This is a genomic window from Streptomyces sp. NPDC001970 (genome assembly GCF_053594115.1).
Genome location: NZ_JBSFDW010000052.1, coordinates 1 through 19,731 on the forward strand (window position 1 = coordinate 1; position 19,731 = coordinate 19,731).

At 70.1% G+C, this 19,731-nt stretch carries 17 protein-coding genes and 2 tRNA genes; 18 read left to right on the forward strand and 1 reads right to left on the reverse strand.

The genetic code is table 11. The features are described from left to right. The first annotated feature begins 291 nt into the window (after positions 1-291). The 9 genes from ACWCP0_RS37870 (at position 292) to ACWCP0_RS37910 (ending at position 13,470) form a co-directional block, all read left to right on the forward strand. Entirely contained in the window at positions 292-2,505 is a 2,214-nt protein-coding gene (locus ACWCP0_RS37870; protein WP_451083287.1) for a glycosyltransferase family 4 protein, read from the forward strand. Positions 2,506-2,715: 210 nt separating this feature from the next. Then, on the forward strand, positions 2,716-4,215 hold the full coding sequence (locus tag ACWCP0_RS37875) for a D-ribitol-5-phosphate cytidylyltransferase (RefSeq protein ID WP_451083288.1): 1,500 nt from the start codon (positions 2,716-2,718) through the stop codon (positions 4,213-4,215). Between the two features lie 133 nt (positions 4,216-4,348). Further along, positions 4,349-6,514, forward strand: coding sequence for a hypothetical protein (locus tag ACWCP0_RS37880; protein ID WP_451083289.1), 2,166 nt, complete (start codon positions 4,349-4,351; stop codon positions 6,512-6,514). Positions 6,515-6,659: 145 nt separating this feature from the next. Next, positions 6,660-7,937 (forward strand): glycosyltransferase family 2 protein, encoded by a 1,278-nt coding sequence (locus ACWCP0_RS37885; protein ID WP_451083290.1) that lies wholly within the window; start codon positions 6,660-6,662, stop codon positions 7,935-7,937. A 95-nt stretch (positions 7,938-8,032) separates the two neighbouring features. Continuing rightward, entirely contained in the window at positions 8,033-9,139 is a 1,107-nt protein-coding gene (gene proB / locus ACWCP0_RS37890) for a glutamate 5-kinase (protein ID WP_451083291.1), read from the forward strand. A 157-nt stretch (positions 9,140-9,296) separates the two neighbouring features. Next, on the forward strand, positions 9,297-9,878 hold the full coding sequence (locus ACWCP0_RS37895; protein WP_451083292.1) for a hypothetical protein: 582 nt from the start codon (positions 9,297-9,299) through the stop codon (positions 9,876-9,878). A 304-nt stretch (positions 9,879-10,182) separates the two neighbouring features. Then, complete coding sequence (locus ACWCP0_RS37900; RefSeq protein ID WP_451083293.1) at positions 10,183-11,466, forward strand: glutamate-5-semialdehyde dehydrogenase; 1,284 nt, start codon at positions 10,183-10,185, stop codon at positions 11,464-11,466. 67 nt (positions 11,467-11,533) lie between these two features. Then, positions 11,534-12,133, forward strand: coding sequence for an SCO2584 family spore wall biosynthesis protein (locus ACWCP0_RS37905; RefSeq protein ID WP_451083294.1), 600 nt, complete (start codon positions 11,534-11,536; stop codon positions 12,131-12,133). 227 nt (positions 12,134-12,360) lie between these two features. After that, positions 12,361-13,470: an SCO2583 family membrane protein gene (locus ACWCP0_RS37910; RefSeq protein ID WP_451083295.1), complete on the forward strand. Its 1,110-nt coding sequence runs from the start codon at positions 12,361-12,363 to the stop codon at positions 13,468-13,470. Here ACWCP0_RS37910 and ACWCP0_RS37915 read toward each other — a convergent pair. Further along, positions 13,455-14,546 (reverse strand): M48 family metallopeptidase, encoded by a 1,092-nt coding sequence (locus tag ACWCP0_RS37915; protein ID WP_451083296.1) that lies wholly within the window; start codon positions 14,544-14,546, stop codon positions 13,455-13,457. The genes ACWCP0_RS37910 and ACWCP0_RS37915 overlap by 16 nt on opposite strands. Before the next feature lie 268 nt (positions 14,547-14,814). Between ACWCP0_RS37915 and ACWCP0_RS37920 the strand changes: the two genes are divergently transcribed. The 9 genes from ACWCP0_RS37920 (at position 14,815) to ACWCP0_RS37960 (ending at position 19,718) form a co-directional block, all read left to right on the forward strand. Further along, positions 14,815-14,976 (forward strand): hypothetical protein, encoded by a 162-nt coding sequence (locus tag ACWCP0_RS37920; protein WP_351227516.1) that lies wholly within the window; start codon positions 14,815-14,817, stop codon positions 14,974-14,976. A gap of 44 nt (positions 14,977-15,020) precedes the next feature. Then, complete coding sequence (nadD, locus tag ACWCP0_RS37925; protein ID WP_451083313.1) at positions 15,021-15,638, forward strand: nicotinate-nucleotide adenylyltransferase; 618 nt, start codon at positions 15,021-15,023, stop codon at positions 15,636-15,638. Between the two features lie 19 nt (positions 15,639-15,657). After that, positions 15,658-17,445 carry an LCP family protein gene (locus ACWCP0_RS37930; protein ID WP_451083297.1) on the forward strand — a complete coding sequence of 596 codons (1,788 nt, stop codon included), beginning with the start codon at positions 15,658-15,660 and terminating at the stop codon, positions 17,443-17,445. Positions 17,446-17,591: 146 nt separating this feature from the next. Next, complete coding sequence (gene rsfS, locus ACWCP0_RS37935; protein WP_351227706.1) at positions 17,592-18,032, forward strand: ribosome silencing factor; 441 nt, start codon at positions 17,592-17,594, stop codon at positions 18,030-18,032. Continuing rightward, positions 18,029-18,688, forward strand: a complete 660-nt coding sequence (locus ACWCP0_RS37940; protein WP_451083314.1) for a histidine phosphatase family protein — start codon at positions 18,029-18,031, stop codon at positions 18,686-18,688. The genes rsfS and ACWCP0_RS37940 overlap by 4 nt, the downstream gene beginning before the upstream one ends. 181 nt (positions 18,689-18,869) lie before the next feature. Continuing rightward, positions 18,870-18,942 (forward strand) — tRNA-Ala (locus ACWCP0_RS37945). Positions 18,943-19,095: 153 nt separating this feature from the next. After that, positions 19,096-19,260, forward strand: a complete 165-nt coding sequence (locus ACWCP0_RS37950) for a hypothetical protein (RefSeq protein WP_351227512.1) — start codon at positions 19,096-19,098, stop codon at positions 19,258-19,260. 3 nt (positions 19,261-19,263) lie between these two features. Beyond that, positions 19,264-19,497: a hypothetical protein gene (locus ACWCP0_RS37955; protein ID WP_026277450.1), complete on the forward strand. Its 234-nt coding sequence runs from the start codon at positions 19,264-19,266 to the stop codon at positions 19,495-19,497. A 148-nt stretch (positions 19,498-19,645) separates the two neighbouring features. Continuing rightward, positions 19,646-19,718 (forward strand) — tRNA-Ala (locus tag ACWCP0_RS37960). Positions 19,719-19,731 lie beyond the last annotated feature (13 nt).

Sequence of the window (19,731 nt, forward strand, 5' to 3'; positions counted from 1 at the left end):
CGCGGCGATCTGGCACAACCACAAGACCGGCCAGCCGGTCACGCGATCCCTGACCGCCTACGACCACTAACGATCATTCGGAATGACTCGTCTAGGTCGCGTACGTCCCCGGACGGGCTCCTTGTGAGCCCGTCCGGCGTGTGAGGTGGGGTGTCCCCACGTCCCGCCGGGGCGTGGGAGAAGCCCGAACCGTTCAGATCCGTGCGGTGGCACAACCTGTCGGTCCCTACCACCGTCTTGCACGCGGGGGGTGGGGCGGAAAGGGCCCCAGCACAACTGAACGGAGCGTTGATGAAGGTCTCCTTCCTCATCCACACCATCTACGGCATCGGCGGCACCATCCGCACCACGCTCAATCTCGCGGAAGAGCTCGCCGACCGGCACGAGGTGGAGATCGTCTCCGTGTTCCGGCACCGCGACGAGCCGCTCTTCGCGATCGACCCGCGCATCGCCGTCGTACCGCTCGTCGACACCCGCCCCGGCTCGGACACGAACGAGAAGGAGCATCCGCTCGCGCTGCTGCCCGCCGAGCGCTTCCCGGCCCACGAGGCGCGTTTCAAGGAGTACAGCAAGCTCACCGACGAGCGGGTACGGGACCACTACGCCGCCTCGGACGCGGACGTCGTCATCGGTACCCGGCCCGGACTGGTCGCGTACACCGCCCAGTTCGCGCCGGACCGCGCCGTGCTCATCGGCCAGGAGCACATGACGCACAACCACCACAAGCCCGCGCTGCGCGCCGAGATGCGCGAGCACCTCGCCGCCATGGACGCGTTCGTGACCGTCTCGGAGGGCGACGCCGCGGTGTGGCAGGAGCACATGCCGCTGCCCGGCACCCGGGTGCTGGCGATTCCGAACAGCGTGCCCGGGCCCGTGGTCGCCCCCTCCGACCTGAGCGGGACCACGATCGTGGCGGCCGGGCGACTCGCGGCGGAGAAGCAGTACGACGTGCTGATCGAGGCGTTCGGGAAGGTCGTCGCCGCCCGGCCGGAATGGACCCTGCGCATCTGCGGCTGGGGCAACCAGAAGGAACGGCTGCGCCGGCGCATCGACGAACTGGGGCTCTACAACAGCGTCCGGCTGATGGGCCCGCGCTCACCGATCGAGCCCGAATGGGTCAAGGGTGCGATCGCCGTGTCCACTTCCCGCCACGAGTCGTTCGGGATGACGCTCGTCGAGGCGATGCGCTGCGGGCTGCCCGTCGTCAGCACCGACTGCGACTACGGCCCTCGGGAGATCGTCGCGGACGGCGTCGACGGGCTGCTGGTCCCCGTGGGCGATGTCGGCGCGATCGCCGCGGCACTGCTCCGGCTCATCGACGACGAGGAGTTGCGCCGCCGTCTGGGGGCGGCAGCCCGTGCGCACGCGCGACGCTTCGACCCGGGCCCGGTGGCCAAGCAGTACGAGGAGCTCTTCGCCGAACTGGGCGCGGCCCGCGGCGCCGCTGCCAGGGCGGAGAGAACCGGGGCGGAGAGAGCCGAGGCGGCCGAGTCGGACAGGCCCTCCGACACGACGGCCGAGTCGGACAGGCCCTCCGACATGGCTGAGCCAGCCGAGCGCGACGCCACACCACAGTCCTCCGGGCCCAGCCGCACCAGGCAGCCCTCCGCCCCCGCCCCCGCCCCCTCAGCGACTGTCGCCGACTGCGTCGCCGAGCCCGACGGCAGCCTCACCGTCACCCTGGTCGCCCCCGACGCGGCAGCGGTCACGCACCCCGGGCTGCGCCTGGTCTGCGTACATGCGGGCGGGAAAGCCGAGGACCGCGTCTTCCCGTTCCGGGCCGACGGAACGGCAACCGTCCCCGCGGGCGAGGAGTTTGCCGACGGCGGCTGGATCTGCCACGCCGACCAGCCCTCCTCCGGCCTGCGCGCCGGCATCCTCGCCCGCGCGGTCGACCAGCGCGGTTCGATGAACGCCTCCCGGCGCATCGCGCCCGGCAGCGGCGTCCGTCACCTCGTCCCCTACATCCGTACGCCCGCGAACCTGCTCGCGCTGCGCTCCTGGGTGCGGCCCGTCCACGCCGAGGCCGGGGACATCACCGTCTCGGACCGGAGCATCACCGTGTCCGGACGCTTCTACGGCCCGGAGCACGGCTCCGAGAAGCGCGGCGCGCTCGCCGAACGCCCCCTCCTCCTGCTCCGCCGCCGTGGCGCGGACCCGGCCGAGCTGGAGTTCCCGGGCGCCCGGGACGGTGCGCACGGCTTCCGCTGCACCCTGTCCGTCCCCGCCGTGGTCGAGCGACGCCTCGCCGAGAAGGAGCGCTGGGAGCTCTGGCTGAGGTACGCCACGGACACGGAGCCCGTCCGCGTCGGCAGGATCATCGACGACGTGGTCGTGAAGAGCCCGGTCTACACGTATCCGCCGGTGCTGGTCCAGCGGCCGCGCCCGCTCGTCCAGCTCCGCCGGGCCCTGCGCAGGCTCCGCGGCCGCCGCCAGCTCCTGGTGTCGGCGAAACTCGTATACGACCAGCAGAACGCCCTCGTAGTGGACGTTTCCGACCAGTGACGGATGCGTAACTCCGCATCCGGGACGGCCTCGTACATCTGTGGTGTCAATCACCCTGAAGGGTCGGCGGACCCTAGCCAACACCCCTGGCCACCCGGTGAACAGACGGTTTCCAGAGGGTGTGGAGGCTCCTATGTCCACCTTGCGGGACGGTCACGGAGAGTGCGACCATCACACCGTCCCCCAGTCATCGCAAGGTAGAGGTCGTCTGTGTCCGTGCCGCACGAAGCCAAGCCCCGCACCACAGCAGTCGTGCTCGCCGGTGGTACCGGCCAGCGCGTGGGACTCGCGATCCCGAAGCAGCTGCTGAAGATCGCCGGCAAGGCCGTCATCGAGCACACCCTGACGATCTTCGAGCAGGCCGAGGCCATCGATGACGTGATCGTGCTGATGGCACCGGGTTTTGTGGCCGACGTCGAGAAGATCGTCGCCAAGGCGGGACTCACCAAGGTCAGCAAGGTGATCGAGGGCGGCGCGACCCGCAACGAGACCACCGAGCGCGCGATCCGGGCCATAGGAGAGGAGCTCGCGGAGGGCGAGGACGCCAACGTCCTCTTCCATGACGCGGTGCGTCCGCTTCTGTCACAGCGAGTGATCGCCGACTGTGTGGACGCCCTGGACCGCTATCAGGCGGTGGACGTCGCCATCCCCTCCGCGGACACGATCATCGTGACCCGCACCCACGGCGAGGACGGCGAGTTCATCACGGAGATCCCGGACCGCTCCCGGCTGCGCCGCGGCCAGACCCCGCAGGCGTTCAAGCTCTCCACCATCCGCAAGGCGTACGAGATCGCCGCGGGCGACCCGAACTTCCAGGCCACGGACGACTGCAGCGTCGTGCTCAAGTACCTGCCCGACGTGCCGATCCACGTCGTCGCGGGTGACGAGTACAACATGAAGGTCACCCAGCCCGTCGACGTCTTCATCGCCGACAAGCTGTTCCAGCTGGCCTCCACCGCCGCCCCGCGCCAGGCCGACGAGGCCGCCTACCGCGAACTGCTCGCCGGCAGGACCCTGGTCGTCTTCGGCGGCTCGTACGGCATCGGAGCGGACATCGCCGCCCTCGCCGAGCGGTACGGCGCGAAGGTCTACGCCCTGGGGCGCTCCACGACCGGCACCCATGTGGAGAACCCGGAGCACGTGGACGACGCCCTCTCCAAGGCGTACGCGGAGTCCGGCCGTATCGACTACGTCATCAACACCGCGGGCGTGCTGCGCATCGGCAAGCTCGCCGAGACCGACAACGCAACCATCCAGGAAGCGCTGAACGTCAATTACCTGGCACCCGTCCAGATTGCGCGTGCCTCGTACAAGTATCTGGCCGAGTCCAAGGGTCAGCTCCTTCTCTACACTTCTTCCAGCTACACTCGCGGCCGCGCCGAATACAGCCTTTACTCGTCCACCAAGGCGGCCATGGTGAATCTCACCCAGGCCCTCGCAGACGAATGGGCAACCGACGGAATCCGGGTGAATTGCGTCAACCCGGAGCGCACCGCGACGCCGATGCGCACCAAGGCGTTCGGCCAGGAGCCCGCCGGTTCGCTGCTCTCCTCCGAGGCCGTGGCCCGTACCTCGCTGGACGTGCTGCTCTCCGAGTTGACCGGCCACGTCATCGACGTACGCCAGCAGGACCCGACCCGCGGGGCGAGCGAGGCCTCCGGATTCGAGCAGGCGCTGGCGTCCGTTCTTGACCGCCAGGAGGATGTGTAATAATTCTCCGTTAATGGACTAATTCGGGCCTCTGTTGTCGCGTCGGCGAATACAGAGGCCCGAGTTCGTGAAGCTCCCCCTTCACATTTCCCGCATAACGTGAAACAACCGGCACCTTTGGAGCAGGTTCTACGTGATTTCGACCGCCATTCGCCTGGCACGTGTGGGCAGCCGGTCAGAGCTGGCCGCGGCAGTCCTGATGGGACTGGGCTACCCGTGCGTGATGATCGCCGCGCTGATTCCGGACATCTGGATGTTCGCGGCGGCCGCCGCCGTGACCTATGCCGCCGACTGGTTCCTGCATCAGCGCGGCAGCTACCTGGTCAACCGGCTCAACAAGGTCCGGGCCGGTCTGCCGATCCGCTTCCTGCTCCGCCAGCTGCTGCTGATCCTGCTGCTCGCCCGCGAGGGTCTCGCGGAGCAGCCGCTCTTCTACGCGGCGGTCGCCTGCTTCCTGCTCTTCTACGGTCTCCAGGCGCCGCACGGCGCGCTGACCACCCTGATCAGGCTGCGCCGGACGATGCCGGTCGCCACCCGCAACATCGACCTCCACGCCGTGCGCATCCCGGACGCCCCGCCGCGGGCCCTGCTGCGCCGCTCCACCGAGAAGATGCTGCACCTCGACATCCCGGCGACGGCCGGAGTGATCATCGCGGCGGCCACCGGGCAGTACCTCGTCGGATACGTCGGCACGGCCGTCACCATCGGCCTCGGCCTGCTCTACACCGCCGCCCTCGTGCCGTTCCTGCGCCGCAAGCGCCGTGTGCCGTCGGCGCCCGCGGTGCTCAAGGCCGTGCAGAAGTGGCTCAGTGAGTACCAGCCCACCGTCGCCCTGTACTTCTCCGGCTCCGAGGAGTCCGCGTACCAGGTCAACATGTGGCTGGAGACCATGGAGCAGGTCGAGGGCCGGCCGATCATCATCATGCGCGAGCGCGGGCTCGTCGCGAAGCTCAACGAGACCTCCGTGCCGATCCTCTGCGTCCCCGGCGGTCAGCACCTGATGGCGATGAAGCTCGACACGGTCCGCGTCACGCTCTACCCGGCCAACGTCGGCAAGAACATCCACATGCTCCGCGTCCCGACGATGAAGCACGTCTTCATCGGCCACGGTGACAGCGACAAGCTCGCCAGCGTCAATCCCTACTCCAAGGTGTACGACGAGGTGTGGACCGCGGGCCGCGCCGGACGCGACCGGTACGCCCTCGCCGACGTCGGCGTCCGCGACGAGGACATCGTCGAGGTGGGCCGCCCGCAGCTGGCCCCGATAGAGACCTGGACCGGGACCCCCAAGAACCTCATCCCGACCATCCTGTACGCCCCCACCTGGGAGGGCTGGGACAACAACCCCGGCAACACCTCCCTGCTCCTCGCCGGCGAGAACATCGTCCGGCGGCTGCTCGAGGCCGAGCGGCCGGTGCGTGTCATCTACAAGCCGCACCCCTTCACCGGCATCCGCAACAAGAAGGCCCTGGCCGTCCACGAGCGGATCACCGCGATGGTGCAGAAGGCCGCCGCCGAGCGGGCGACCGACCCCCGCTGGGCCGAGCACGCCGCCGCCGCGCAGTCCGGCCAGTCCGCCGCACGCGCCGAGCTCGCCCGCATCGAGGCCCGGCTGGCCGAGCTGACCAAGCCGGGACGTGCGGGCGGCGACGAGGCGGAGGAGTCGCGGGTCTCCCTCGCCGACCCCCACCGCCTCGCCGAGATCAAGCAGCTGCGGGCCGAGTGGAACGACGCCTACTGGCGCTCCTTCGGCTGGTGGGAGCACAAGGTGGTCACGGGCTCCGAGCCCACGCTGTACGACTGCTTCAACGAGTCCGACGGCATGGTCTCCGACATCTCCAGCGTCGTCTCGGACTTCATCGCGAGCGGCAAGCCGTACGCCGTGACGGACTCGGCGGAGCTCGGCGTGGAGGAGTTCAGGCGGCAGAACACGGCCGTACGGGCCGCGGTGATCCTGTCCAACAGCGCCGAGGAGCTGGACCTGCTGCTCGCGGCGGTGGCCGACCCGGCCGCCGACACGCTCGCGGACGCGCGCGGCGAGTTGAAGAAGTACCTGCTGGGGCCCGACGAGCCCACGTCGATCGAGCAGTTCAACGCGGCGGTGCGGGCGCTGGCGGCCAAGGCCGAGGCGCGCAACGCCGGTGTGGAGCAGCGCATCGGGTCGCAGGCGATCGGTGAGCTCGACCGGGAGTCGGACTCCGAGGCCGCCGGCGTTGCCGGCACCGAGGGCACCGGCGTCGTGGAAGGCGGCGACAACGAGGGCAACGGCGCGGAGGCGACGGCCACCGTGGCCCGCTGACCCGCGTCGGCTCTCGCCACGGCTCACCCGCCACGGCTCACCCACGGTCGGCCGAACGGCCCGTAAGTCCCCCGGCAGGAGCGGACTTACGGGCCGTTGCGCGTGCCGTCACACCGCTGATACATGCGCTGTGGACGATGTGCGGATGTCCGAGAGTCGTTCCGAGCCCGAGGCTCTTCCCGAGGTTCCTTCCGAGGACCGCCCCGATGTCAGCGTGATCATCGGCGCGTACGAGGCGATGCCGTACCTCGTGAAATGCCTCGACTCGGTCGAGGCCCAGACGCTGGGGCCCGCCCGGATCGAGATCGTCGCCGTCGACGACGGATCGACGGACGGCACGGGGGAGTACCTGGAGGACTTCGCGGCACGGGCGAAAGTGCCGGTGCGGGTGGTCCGGCAGCCCAACTCCGGTGGCCCCAGCGGTCCGCGCAACACCGGTCTGGCCCTGGCCCGCGGTCGCTACGTCTTCTTCCTCGACGCCGACGACTACCTGGGCGACGAGGCACTGGAGCGGCTGGTCGCGATGGGCGACCGGGCAGGCACGGACGTCGTACTCGGCAAGGTCGTCGGCGTCAACCGGAATGCCGCCAAGTCGATGTGGGCGCGCACCGTCGAGCGGGCCGACATCTACACCTCAAACGTCAAGTTCACGCTGAGTGCGCAGAAACTCTTCCGGCGCGAGCTGCTCGTACGGCACGGCATGAGGTTCGACGAGTCCCTGCGCACGGGTGAGGACGCGCTGTTCACGATGGAGGCGTATCTGCGGGGCGCGGGAGTCTCCGTCGTCGCCGACTACACGTGCTACTACCTGGTCGGCCGGGAGGACGGGAAACACCTGACGAAGACCGGCGGTTACGCGCCACGCTTCGATTCGGCCGCCGCGCTGATGAAGCTGATCGCCACCCATGTACCGCCCGGAAAGCGCCGCGACCAGCTGATGGTCAGACCCTTCACGGTCACCCTGCTGCCGCAGTTCGGCCCGATCGTGCTGGGCCAGCCGGAGAAGTACCTCCGGCACAAGACGGAGCTCGCCGCCCCGCTCATGGCCGCGTACTGGACCCCGGGCGTGGCGCGCCGGCTCCGGGTCGAGGAGCGGCTGCGGCTCACCTGCGTCGCGCTCGGCCGACCCGATCTGCTGCGGGACGTGCTGGTCTTCGTCCGCGACGGCGGCCGGCCCGAGGTGGTGCGCCGCCGCGGCCGCCACCATCTCGCGTATCCGCACTTCGGTGACCAGGCCGCCGGGATCGCACTGTCCGCGTACGAGGTGACGGTGACCGAGCGGATCGGCGAGCAGCGCATCCAGCCGCGCCACCCCCTCGGGCGCCGCGTGGTGCGGGGCGGCGCCCGGCGCCTGCGGCGGGTGGCCGCCAGGCGCGGTCTCGGCCGGATGGCGTCGGCCCTGGCCCGGCTGTCCAGCGGATGAAATGCGCGCGCACCGAGGACGCGGCCTGACATAGATTCGCCCTTGTGACAGGTGCAAGGCAGACAGGTGCAAGGCAGGCAGGGGCAAGGCAGTACGTGGCGGAAGCCCGCAGGATCGTCGTCAAGATCGGCTCGTCCTCGCTCACCACAGCCGCCGGCGGCCTCGACGCCGACCGTGTGGACGCCCTCGTCGACGTGCTCGCCAAGGTCCGCAGTGGCGGTGAGAAGGAGATAGTGCTGGTCTCCAGCGGCGCCATCGCCGCCGGTCTCGCACCGCTCGGCCTGGCCCGCCGCCCCAGGGACCTGGCCCGTCAGCAGGCTGCGGCCAGCGTCGGCCAGGGCCTGCTCGTCGCCCGCTACACCGCCTCCTTCGCCCGCTACGGCGTCCGCGTCGGCCAGGTGCTCCTCACCACCGACGACACCAGCCGCCGTGCCCACTACCGCAACGCCTACCGCACCCTCGACCAGCTCCTCGCCATGGGGGCCGTCCCGGTCGTCAACGAGAACGACACCGTCGCCACGGACGAGATCCGCTTCGGCGACAACGACCGGCTCGCCGCACTCGTCGCCCATCTCGTACGGGCCGACCTGCTCGTCCTCCTCTCCGACGTGGACGGCCTCTACGACGGTGACCCGAGCAAGCCCGGCACCTCCCGGATCCAGGAGGTCCGGGGGCCCGAGGACCTGTCGGGCGTGGACATCGGCTCGGCGGGCAAGGCGGGCGTCGGCACCGGAGGCATGGTCACCAAGGTCGAGGCGGCACGGATCGCCGCGGCCGCCGGCGTGCCCGTCGTCCTCACCTCCGCCAGCCGGGCCGCCGACGCCCTCGCCGGACGCGACACCGGTACCTACTTCCGCCGTACCGGCCGCCGCTCGGCCGACCGGCTGCTGTGGCTCGCGCACGCCTCGACCCCGCAGGGCTCGCTGACCCTCGACGACGGGGCCGTGCGGGCCGTCGTGCAGGGCAGGAAGTCGCTGCTGCCTGCCGGAATCGCCGCGGTCGAGGGCGAGTTCAGTGCCGGGGACCCGGTGGAGCTGCGCGACTCCGAAGGCCACGCCGTCGCCCGCGGGCTCGTCAACTTCGACGCGAAGGAGATCCCGCAACTCCTCGGCCGTTCCACCCGCGAGCTGGCCAAGGAGCTCGGCCCCGCCTACGAGCGCGAGGTCGTACACAGGGACGACCTCGTCGTCCTGCAGCCCTGACCCACCCCCTGAAACGGCTGAAACTCCCGCCTTCAGGCAGGGACCTTTACCAAAACCGCCCCACCACCGGCCCGGGACTGGTCAACTTTGTCAGGGGGACTTTGTCACGGGGACAGGGCGGGGTTCAGCACCACAACGCATCAACAGGAGGCCGCCGGTGAGACGAGCGCGCCCAGGGGCGGCGCCCCGAGGGACAGGGGGCACGGCCCGCACCCGCAGGGCCGTGGGAGAGCAGCGGGCCCTCACCAGTGTGGAGGCGGGGCCCGACCTCGACGACGACTTCGACGACGAGCGCGCCGACGACACAGCCGGCGCGGCCGGCACGGACGCCCGTGCCGACGGTGCGCGTGAGCAGAAGCCGGACCTGAGCCCGGACCCGCGCGGAAGGGACCGCGCGGCGTCCAAGCTCTGGCACATCACCCTCTGCGTCTCGGGTGCGGAGGCCCCGCTGAAGGAGGTCCGGCGTGGTCTCGAACAGCTCGCGCACGACCACCCGTTCCTGCTGACGAGCCGGTACGCCAACGATCACGCCGAGATCCGCTACTGGGAAGAGGCCCGGGACCTGCACGACGCCGCCGCCGTCGCGCTGCGCCTGTGGGGCGAGCACCGCTCCAGCGCGCAACTGCCGCCGTGGGAGATCGTCGGCCTGGAGGTCATCGACCGCGAGACCTATCACCAGCGCATCGCGGAGGGCTACGGCCCGCCCCCCGCGGCCCCCGTCGGCGTTCACCCCTTCTGAGGCTCTTCGGTTCCGAGGCTGTCCGAGGCCTTTCGCTCGGTTCCGAGGCTGTCCGAGGCTGTAGCAGGCTTTTCGCCGAGGCCTCCCTGACGGCGGACGCACGGCTTTCCTGCGGTACTCCCGCGATCGGGTCCCGGTCTCCAGGCCGGGGCCCATGTGCGTCCGTGTCCCGCTCGCCCCCGCTCCTCCGTTCGCGTCCCCCGCGCATCCCCACCCGGGTGACGCCTCGTCTCGTGTCTCGGCTCGCGTCTCGTAGTGCGGGATACGTGCGGGATGTCCGCAAGCCGCGCATTACCCTGCGGGCATGACCTCGCTCTCGCCGTACGACACCATGTCCCCGGTCGCCCAGGCCGCCTACCGGGCCCGCGCGGCCGCCGCCGAGATCGCGCCACTCCCGCGCTCGGTGAAGGACGACGCCCTGCTGGCGATCGCCGACGCCCTCGAGGTCCGGGCGGCCGAGATCGTCGAGGCCAACGCCGAGGACATCGCCCGCGCCCGCGAGGCCGGCACCAGTGAGGCGATCATCGACCGGCTCAGCCTCACGCCCGAGCGGATCCGCGCCATCGCCGCCGACGTCCGTCACGTCGCCGCGCTGCCCGACCCCGTCGGCGAGGTCGTCCGCGGCTCGACCCTGCCGAACGGCATCGACCTGCGCCAGGTCCGCGTCCCGCTCGGCGTCGTCGGCATCATCTACGAGGCCCGCCCGAACGTCACGGTGGACGCCGCCGCCCTCTGCCTGAAGTCCGGGAACGCCGTACTGCTCCGGGGCTCCTCCTCCGCCTACTCCTCCAACTCCGCCCTGGTGAGGGTCCTGCGCGACGCCGTCGGCGGCGCCGGACTGCCCGCCGAAGCCGTACAGCTCGTCCCCGGTGAGAGCCGCGACTCCGTGCGCGAGCTGATGCGCGCCCGCGGCCTCGTCGACGTCCTCATCCCGCGCGGCGGCGCCTCCCTCATCCGCACGGTCGTCGAGGAGTCCACCGTCCCGGTCATCGAGACCGGAACCGGCAACTGCCACGTCTACGTCGACGCCCAGGCCGACCTCGACATGGCCGTCGACATCCTGATCAACTCCAAGGCCCAGCGGCCCAGCGTCTGCAACGCCGCCGAGACCCTCCTCGTCCACCAGGACATCGCCGCCGCCTTCCTGCCCCGCGCACTGGACGCCCTCGCCGATGCCGGCGTCACCGTCCACGCCGACGACCGGACCCTCGCCCTCGCAGAGGGCTCCAAGGCCACCGTCGTGGCCGCCACGGTGGAGGACTGGGAGACCGAGTACCTCTCCTACGACATCGCCGCCGCGGTCGTCGACTCCCTCGACAAGGCCGTCGAGCACATCCGTCTCTGGTCCTCCGGTCACACCGAGGCCATCGTCACCACCTCCCAGGCCGCGGCCCGCCGCTTCACCCAACTGGTCGACTCCACGACGGTCGCCGTCAATGCGTCCACCCGTTTCACCGACGGGGGCCAGTTCGGTTTCGGCGCCGAGATCGGTATCTCCACGCAGAAGCTGCACGCCCGCGGCCCGATGGGTCTCCCCGAGCTGACCTCGACGAAGTACATCGTCACCGGCGACGGTCACACTCGGTGACGAAGGAGTGCGGGCAGTTGCCCGTACTCCCTGCCCAAAACCCACGCCCAGGTCTACTCTGAAAGGCGTGCCGGACGACGTGGGGGGCAGGCCGTTCCCGGACGGCTGGGAGCCCGACGACGACCGCGGAGGCGCCGACGAGGAATTCGCCTCCGTGGTGTTCGACGAGGACTTCGTACGGGCGGCTGCGGTCCATGAGCCGAGCGCCGTCGAGCGGCTGCTGGCGGCCGCCCAGGCACGCGCGGAGGCCGAGGCCGCCCGCGCCCGCGCCGGAGCGGGCCCCGCGGACGACGAGCTCTACGACGACTACGGCCCGGCCGGCGCGTACGGCCGGGCCTACGACGAATGCGACCCCGACGACCGCGCCGGGCGGTACCTGGACCCCTATCCTCACGGCGGCTCCCTGCGTCCGTACCGCGGCGCCGCGCGCTGGCACCGTCCCGTCGCCTGGGTGCTCGCCCTGGTGATGGGCATCGGGATGGTCGCCCTCGCCTTCACCGCCGTCTACCGGGGTGCGTCGGCCAACCGCCAGGACCGCGTCCCGCCACCCGCCACGACCGGCGTCGACGTCCCCTCCAGGACACCCGCGCCGGACCTCGTGACCAGCCCTTCGGCCTCAGCGGACTACTCCGCACCTCCCGCCTCCGCCGTGCCCCGCACCCCCTGAAACGCAGTCGCCCTGGTGCGTGAGAACTCGACACAAGTTCTCGCGCACCGGGGCGTTCACCTTCATCGAGATCGACCTACTCTGAAGATGTGACCCCTCCCCAGAAGGGGCTTCTCACTCGTCCACGTGCGTGAACCCCTGACGGACAGGCCCTGCCGGATGCCTTGCGGCGCGAGGCGGAGCGTGGCGCACTGACCACGATGGGTGAGTTGGGATCGGGAGAAGTCATGGCAGGCCGCGGAGAACCGCCGGAACCGCCCGAGGGGCTCCCCGGCGGAGGTGAGGACGAGTACGGGTCCGTCGTCTTCGACGAATCGTTCGTCCGTGCTGCCCGCCTCCAGGAATACTCCGCCGAAGAGCGCATGGGCGACCACGCCAGGGCCGTTCGCAGCCGTCCGGGCCGGGGTGTGCGGACCGGGTCGAGGCAGGCCTTCCTGCTGGTGCTGCTGATTGCCCTCGCCTTCGGCACCGCGATCTACATGGGTGTCCGCCACCCGTACCAGCCACCGCCCTCCCAGCCCGCGGGACCGCTGCGGAGCACGGTCGTCCCTCTGGCCCCCGAGGGCCCCGTGCCCGGCGGGGAGCCCGCCGGACTGTACGCACACAGCCCCGCCGCCCAGTTCCGCGCCGGAGCTGCCGGAATCGCCTTTCCGCCCGCCTTGCGCACCAAGAACTTCTCGGAAAACCAGGTCATGACCGCGCTGACCATCGCCAAGGACTACCTCGTGGAGTCCTCGCTCGACCCCGATGTGCTCAGCGGCACCGTGGCACGGCCGGTGCGGGTGCTGCTCGACCCGGACCAGTTGCAGCAGTTCGACCAGTCACTCGCCGCCCCGGTGGACGACGGCCGGCACGCGGCGACCGGCTGGCTGGTGCGCTTCGACCCGGCGAAGGTCGCCCTCGCCGACCCCGAGGTGCGGGTCCGGGGCACGCTCCGCGTTCATGACGCCGGACCCAACGCCCTCGAAGTGGTCTCGGACCACACCTTCGCCTACGCGCTCCGTCCGGCCGGAGCGGGAGCCGGAGCCGGCGCGGATGGCGCTGCCTCCGCCGGCGAGCAGCGCGCGGACGACGCCTCCCTGTTCACCGTCCGCCGCGAGCTGCACTTCCGCTTCGACCGCGACGATCTGCGCACCCACCGCGCCGAGCTGCTCTTCAGCTACGTGCAGGCCGGACCGATGGCCTGCTCGGCCGACCCCTCCGGGGCCCTGCAGCCGCTGCTGGCCGGCGAACGGGCCACCGACGAGGGCCCGGCAGGGACCGACCCCTATGCGACGGACCGGGCTGCCGCCGGGCTCTGCGGCGCCCTCGCCCCCAGCGCTCAGCCCTCGGCCTGACCTCCGCCGTCCTTGCTGCCGTTGCTGCCATTGCGGTCCGCACTGGCCGGTCCGCCGGCGCCCGTGAACTTGTCGCGCAGTCGGCCGCCGAGGTCGCCGGCGCCTCCGGCTATGTCCCCGACCAGCTTCATCAGCGGATCCTTGCTGGTCCGCACCGAGTCCGCGTAGTGCGATGCCGAATCGCGGAAGGAGTCCGTGACCGAGGTGTCCTTGTCCTCCGTGCGGCGCGGGTAGTGCCCGTCCATGATCCGCTGGTAATCGCGGCTCTCGGCCCACTTCTTCAGCTCGGCGGCGCGCACCGTGGTGAACGGATGTGTGCGCGGCAGGACATTGAGGATCTTCAGCACGGAGTCCCGCAGGTCGCCGCCGGCCTCGTACTCCTCGGCCTGCTCGAGGAACGCGTCCACGTTCATTTCGTGCAGATGGTTGCCACCGGCGATCTTCATCAGGCCGCGCATCGACGCCTGCAGATCCTGGCCGACCAGCAGCCCGGCCCGGTCCGCCGAGAGCTCCGACTTGCGGAACCACTCGCGCAGTGCGGTCACGATCGCCATGATCGCGACATTGCCGAGAGGGATCCAGGCGACCTTGAGCGCCAGACTCGTGAGGAAGAGCAGGATCGTGCGGTAGACCGAGTGGCCGGACAAGGCATGTCCCACCTCGTGACCGACGACCGCCCGCATCTCCTCCTCGTCGAGCAGCTCCACGAGCCCGGTCGTGACGACGATGATCGGCTCGTCCAGCCCGATGCACATGGCATTGGGCTTCGGGTCCTGCGTGACATACATCGGCGGGACCTTCTCCAGGTCCAGGATGTAACAGGCGTCGCGCAGCATGGCGTTGAGGTGCGCGAACTGGGCGTCGCTCACCCGGACGGAGTCCGACAGGAAGAGCAGCCGCAGGCTGCGCTCGGGCAGCAGACCGCTGAGCGCCTTGAAGACGGTGTCGAAGCCGGTGAGCTTGCGCAGGGCAACGAGCGCGGAGCGGTCCGCGGGATGCTCGTACGCCCGCGAGGAGATCTCCGGGAAGCGCCGGCGCTGCCTGCTCGGCACATTCTCGGAACTGCTGTCGGTCATCGGATGCCCCCTGTTCCTTCTGTTCCTTGCGAGTACTGACCCGTCCCCCTGACAGACCCCAGACTAGGCGCTGGGGTTGCGGTGCCGCGGGAGCCTGTGGACAACCACGCGGACGCCACCGGCGACGCGTGCACCGCGCCACCGTCGAACCGCCGGCGGCGAGGGCGAAAGTGACAACGACTGAGTCGACGTGAGCGTGCCCGCCCCTCCCGCATACGATGTGCGCGAAGTCTCCGCTCCGACTCCCGATCGATAGGTTCAGCTGAAGATGAGTCTCGCCAGCACTGCTGCCAACCTTGTCTCCCTCGCCGAGGGCGCCGAGCACGGCGGCAACCACGAAAGCCTCAGCCCCTACCTCACCGGTTTCGGCGCCCTCGGTGCGCTGCTCCTGCTGCTGTGGATCACCACCCGCTTCAACCGCGACCGCTGATACGCGACCGCACAGCCGTACCAGTAGGCTCTGCACGCATGGGCATGGGACAGCAGGAACTGCCTACCAGGGGCGGCAAGCGCCGACTCGGCGTCATGGGCGGGACATTCGACCCGATCCACCATGGACACCTGGTGGCCGCCAGTGAGGTGGCCGCCCTGTTCCACCTCGACGAGGTGGTGTTCGTACCGACCGGGCAGCCGTGGCAGAAGGGCCACAAGGCGGTCTCTCCGGCCGAGGACCGCTATTTGATGACGGTCATCGCCACGGCGTCCAACCCGCAGTTCTCGGTCAGCCGTATCGACATCGACCGCGGCGGGGCGACGTACACCATCGACACCCTGCGGGACCTGCGGGCGCTCAACAGCGACTCGGATCTCTTCTTCATCACCGGAGCCGATGCGCTCGCGCAGATCCTCACCTGGCGGGACGCCGAAGAGCTCTTCTCGCTCGCCCACTTCATCGGTGTCACCCGGCCCGGCCACGACCTGACGGACGACGGACTGCCCAAGGGAGGTGTCTCCCTGGTGGAGGTGCCGGCCCTGGCCATCTCGTCCACCGACTGCCGGGCGAGGGTCGCGCAGGGCGACCCCGTCTGGTATCTGGTGCCGGACGGTGTGGTGCGCTACATCGACAAGCGCCAGTTGTACCGCGGCGACTGAGCCACGGAGAGGGGCACCGGTGAACGACCAGCAGAACCCGTACGACCCGTATTATTCGCAGCAGCCGCAGATCATCGGCTACGACGAATACGGACGGCCGGTCTACCAGCAGCCTCACCACTCTCAGCAGTCGCAGGGTTACGACGCGTACCCGCCGCAACAGCAGCAGCAGCAGGACCAGAACCAGGGCTACGGATACGACCCGTATGCCCAGCCGCAGCAGCCCCAGGGCTACGACCCGTACGGGCAGCAGCAGCAAACGAGCCAGGGCCCGCAAGCGCACCAGGGCCCGCAGGCGAACCAGGCCCATCAGACGCAGCAGGGCTACAGCTACGACGGCTACACCTACGACACGGGCCAGCAGGCCGCCGTCGACACCACGCAGCAGTGGAACATCCCGCAGCAGCAGGCCCAGCCCCAGACGGCCCCCCGGGCACCGCAGGGCCCCGCCTCCGTTCCCGGCCAGCGCCGCCCCGCCCCGGAGGGCCCGGGCCGTGGACCGCAGGGCCCGGGCCGTGGAGACGGCGCGGCCCGTGACCGTGAGGACCGCGACTACCGGACCGAGCAGTTCTCGTTCATCGAGGAGCCGGACGAGGACTCCGAGGACGTCATCGACTGGCTCAAGTTCACCGAGAGCCGGTCCGAGCGCCGGGAAGAGGCCAGGCGCCGCGGCCGCAACCGGGTCGTCACCCTCGTCGTCGTCCTGGCCCTGGTGGCGGTGGGCGGCGTCGGCTACCTCTGGTACACGGACAAACTGCCGGGCAGCGCCGGCTCCGGGGCCGCCCAGAACAGCGCAACGGGACCGCAGAAGCGCGACGTCATCGTGCTCCATCTGCACAACACCAAGCAGGGCGGCACCGCCACCGCCCTCCTCGTCGACAACGAGACCACCAAGCAGGGCACCACGGTCCTGCTGCCGAACTCCCTGTCCGTCGCCGACGACGAGGGCGTCGCCACCACCCTCGGCAAGTCCGTCGACGAGGACGGGTCCACCGGCACCCGTGAGTCGATCGGCACCCTGCTCGGCACCAAGATCACCGGTACCTGGCGGCTCGACACCCCCTATCTGGAGAACCTCGTCGAACTCGTCGGCGGCGTCGACATCGACACCGACGCCGAGGTGCCGCCCGCCAAGAAGGGCGAGGCGCCGCTGGTGAAGAAGGGCGAGAACCAGACGCTCAACGGCCGGATGGCCGTCGGGTACGCCACCTACCGCGCCTCCGGCGAGGCCGAGGCCGAACAGCTGCAGCGCTTCGGCCAGGTGATGTACGGGGTGATGCGGAAGGTCTCGAGCGATCCGAAGGGCGCGACGGTGACCATCGAGACCCTGGCGCAGATCCTCGACCCCTCGTTGCCCGAGAGGGACCTGGGAGCCTCGCTCGCCAAGCTGTCCGAGTACGCCAAGGGCGGCGACTACAAGACCGCCCTGTTGCCCGTCCAGCAGGACGGCACGCTCAGCCAGGAGGCGAGCGACAGCGTCGTCAAGGACATCCTGGGCGGCAAGATCAGCGCCCCGGAGCAGGGCGCGGCGGTACGGGTCGGCGTACGGAACGCCTCCGGAGACGGCGACGCCACCGAAGCCGCCAGGATCGACCTCGTCAACGGCGGCTACGCGTTCGTCGACGCGGGCAAGGCGGACACGGCGTCGTCCTCACAGGTCACCTACGGTGACGAGGCGCAGAAGGCGAAGGCCGTGGAGGTCGCCAAGACCCTCGGCCTGCCGGAGAGCGCGGTCGAGAAGGGCAAGGCGGCGTCCAACGCCGATGTCACGGTCGTCCTCGGCCGGGACTACGAGGTCGAGCGCTGATCGCGGAGCAGGGCAGGGCAGCTGATCACGGGGCCGAGCAGGGCACGTGTCCCGGCGCCGCGCGCGGCGCCGGGACAATCACTGCGTGGGCTGTCGGCGGTCCGTGAGACCCTGGGGGGGTCTTGACCGCCGACGAAAGCCTGCATGTGACCGCCACGGACCGTTCTCTCGAGCTCATCAACGTCGCCGCCCAGGCGGCAGCGGACAAGCTCGCGCACGACATCATCGCGTACGACGTCAGCGACGTGCTGTCGATCACGGATGCCTTTCTGCTCGCCTCCGCCCCCAGTGACCGCCAGGTCAAGTCGATCGTCGACGAGATCGAGGAGAAGCTCCTGAAGGAGCTCGGCGCCAAGCCGGTGCGCCGCGAGGGCGACCGCGACGCGCGCTGGATCCTGCTCGACTACGTCGACATCGTCGTGCACGTCCAGCACAGCGAGGAGCGTGTCTTCTACGCCCTCGAGCGGCTCTGGAAGGACTGCCCCGAGCTGCCGCTGCCCGATGACGCAGTCAAGACCCGCGGCAAGGCCGAGGAGCACGCCCGGCTCGTCGGCGACGGCAGCGGGACGGACGGTGAGCTGAGCTGAGCGGCACTGACACGGGGCCCGGCAGGGGCCGCCGCATCGTTCTGTGGCGGCACGGCCAGACCGCATGGAATCTGGAGCGCCGCTTCCAGGGCTCGACGGACATCGAACTGACCGAGACCGGCGTCAACCAGGCCCGCCGGGCCGCGCGGCTGCTGGCCTCGCTGAAACCGGACGCGATCATCGCGTCCGACCTGAAGCGGGTGGTCGCCACGGCCCACCAGCTCGCGTCGATCACGGGACACGACATCACCTTCGACGCCGCTCTGCGGGAGACCTACGCGGGCGTGTGGCAGGGGCTGACCCACGACGAGATCATCGGGCAGTACGGCGAGCAGTACGCGGCCTGGAAGCGCGGTGAGCCCGTGCGCCGCGGCGGCGGTGAGCTGGAGACCGAGGTCGCCGAGCGCGCCGCCCCCTTCGTGCTGGGTCACGCCGACAACCTTCCCTCCGGCGGCACGCTTGTCGTGGTGAGCCACGGCGGCACGATCCGCACCACCATCGGCCGGCTGCTCGGCCTGGAGGCGCGCCACTGGGAGAGCCTGGGCGGCCTGTCCAACTGCTGCTGGTCCGTGCTGGGCGAGGGCGCCCGCGGCTGGCGGCTGCTGGAACACAACGCGGGCACGCTGCCCGAGCCGGTGCTCGGCGACGACGACTGAGGCTGTTGACGACGCCCGAGGCCGTTCGCGGGCTGTTCGCAGGTCGCTCACAGGCCGGTCGGAGGTTGCTCGCTCGGCGATCGCAGCCCGCGGGCAGGCCAGGGACCGGCCGGATTTCACTTTCCGGCTGGTCACAGGCTAAGGTTCTTCTTGTTCGCAGCGCGGAGCGCGAAGAACACGAGGGGCTATAGCTCAGTTGGTAGAGCGCTTGCATGGCATGCAAGAGGTCAGGAGTTCAATTCTCCTTAGCTCCACAAGTTTCAACATCAGGATCCCGTCCCCGCAGGGGGGCGGGATTTCTGCGTTCCCGCCGGTCTCGTGCCGCAGACAGCGCTGACCCCCTTGCGGGGCCATGGCAGAATCGGGACGGCCGGAGGGGACGGCGGCCCGGACGGGAGGGAGAGGCGATGCCCGGTAGCAGCATCGAGGAGGACGATGACCTGCTCGCCGCTGCGGAGGCCAGAGCTCGCCTCAGCTGCCCCTCGTGCGGTTCGCCCCATGTCGCCCAAGTGCTCGGGGACAACGGAGGTATCTCGTACGTGTGCACTGCCTGCGGCCACAGCTGGAGCTGAATGATGGGTGCACACAGGCGGAAGTGCGACTGGTGCGGCAGCGGTACGCCGATCGTCCGCGACATGGACCCCGTCAATCCCGAGTACCAGTACTGGTGCGAGGAGTGCGCGCGGGCGCTGATCATAAAGGGCGACCCCATCGAGACGTACCGGGAGCTCGAGGGGGAGCCGATCTACGGGCGGCTGCTCGACGAGCACTGCACCCTGAAACGGTTCTACTCGTTCGCTACGGCGTGAGCTGACCGTCTGCCCGAAGGGGACGTACCCGGACATCTCTGGGTGGGGTCGTGCGGACCGGAAACGATTTGGTGGACCACCGGGGTGACCGTGTAATGTTCTCTCTGTCGCCGCGGGGGAAGCCCGGGAACGGGGCGGCACACAACAAGGGGCTATAGCTCAGTTGGTAGAGCGCTTGCATGGCATGCAAGAGGTCAGGAGTTCAATTCTCCTTAGCTCCACAGCAGCTCGGTA